This window comes from Bordetella petrii, from assembly GCF_020991325.1.
In the GTDB taxonomy this organism is placed as follows: Bacteria; Pseudomonadota; Gammaproteobacteria; order Burkholderiales; family Burkholderiaceae_B; genus Bordetella_A; species Bordetella_A petrii_E.
The window spans coordinates 1-1,137 of record NZ_JAJMLX010000506.1; the positions used below are offsets into that span (position 1 = coordinate 1).

At 63.1% G+C, this 1,137-nt stretch carries 1 protein-coding gene; it reads left to right on the forward strand.

Annotated elements, in window-relative coordinates:
- Position 1: 1 nt before the first annotated feature.
- A partial coding sequence (tuf, locus tag LPZ50_RS24985) for an elongation factor Tu (protein WP_230665517.1) occupies positions 2 to 1,137 on the forward strand: 1,136 nt, incomplete at its 3' end.

Here is a 1,137-nt window from a genome sequence, read left to right on the forward strand (position 1 = left end):
CATGGCAAAAGGCAAGTTTGAACGTACCAAGCCGCACGTGAACGTGGGTACGATTGGTCACGTTGACCACGGCAAAACGACGTTGACGGCGGCGATCACGACGGTGCTGTCGACGAAGTTCGGCGGGGAAGCCCGCGGCTACGACCAGATCGACGCGGCGCCGGAAGAGAAGGCGCGCGGCATCACGATCAACACGGCCCACGTGGAGTACGAGACGGAAAGCCGTCACTACGCGCACGTTGACTGCCCGGGCCACGCTGACTATGTCAAGAACATGATCACGGGCGCGGCGCAGATGGACGGCGCGATCCTGGTGTGCTCGGCCGCGGACGGCCCGATGCCGCAGACGCGCGAGCACATTCTGCTGTCGCGCCAGGTTGGCGTGCCGTACATCATCGTGTTCCTGAACAAGGCCGACATGGTGGACGACGCCGAGCTGCTCGAGCTGGTGGAAATGGAAGTTCGCGAGCTGCTGTCGAAGTACGACTTCCCGGGCGACGACACGCCGATCATCAAGGGTTCGGCCAAGCTGGCGCTGGAAGGCGACAAGGGCGAACTGGGCGAGCAGGCGATCCTGAAGCTGGCCGAGGCGCTGGACACGTACATCCCGACGCCTGAGCGCGCGGTCGACGGTGCGTTCCTGATGCCGGTCGAAGACGTGTTCTCGATCTCGGGTCGCGGCACGGTGGTCACGGGCCGTATCGAGCGCGGTATCGTGAAGGTTGGCGAAGAAATCGAAATCGTGGGCATCAAGCCGACGGTGAAGACGACGTGCACGGGCGTGGAAATGTTCCGCAAGCTGCTCGACCAAGGTCAGGCGGGCGACAACGTGGGCATTTTGCTGCGCGGCACCAAGCGTGAAGACGTCGAGCGTGGCCAGGTGCTGGCCAAGCCGGGTTCGATCACGCCGCACACGGAGTTCACCGCCGAGGTGTACATTCTGTCCAAGGAAGAAGGTGGCCGTCACACGCCGTTCTTCAACGGCTATCGTCCGCAGTTCTACTTCCGCACGACGGACGTGACCGGCTCGATCGAGCTGCCCAAGGACAAGGAAATGGTGCTGCCGGGCGACAACGTGTCGATGACGGTCAAGCTGCTGGCTCCGATCGCCATGGAAGAAGGTCTGCGCTTCGCCAT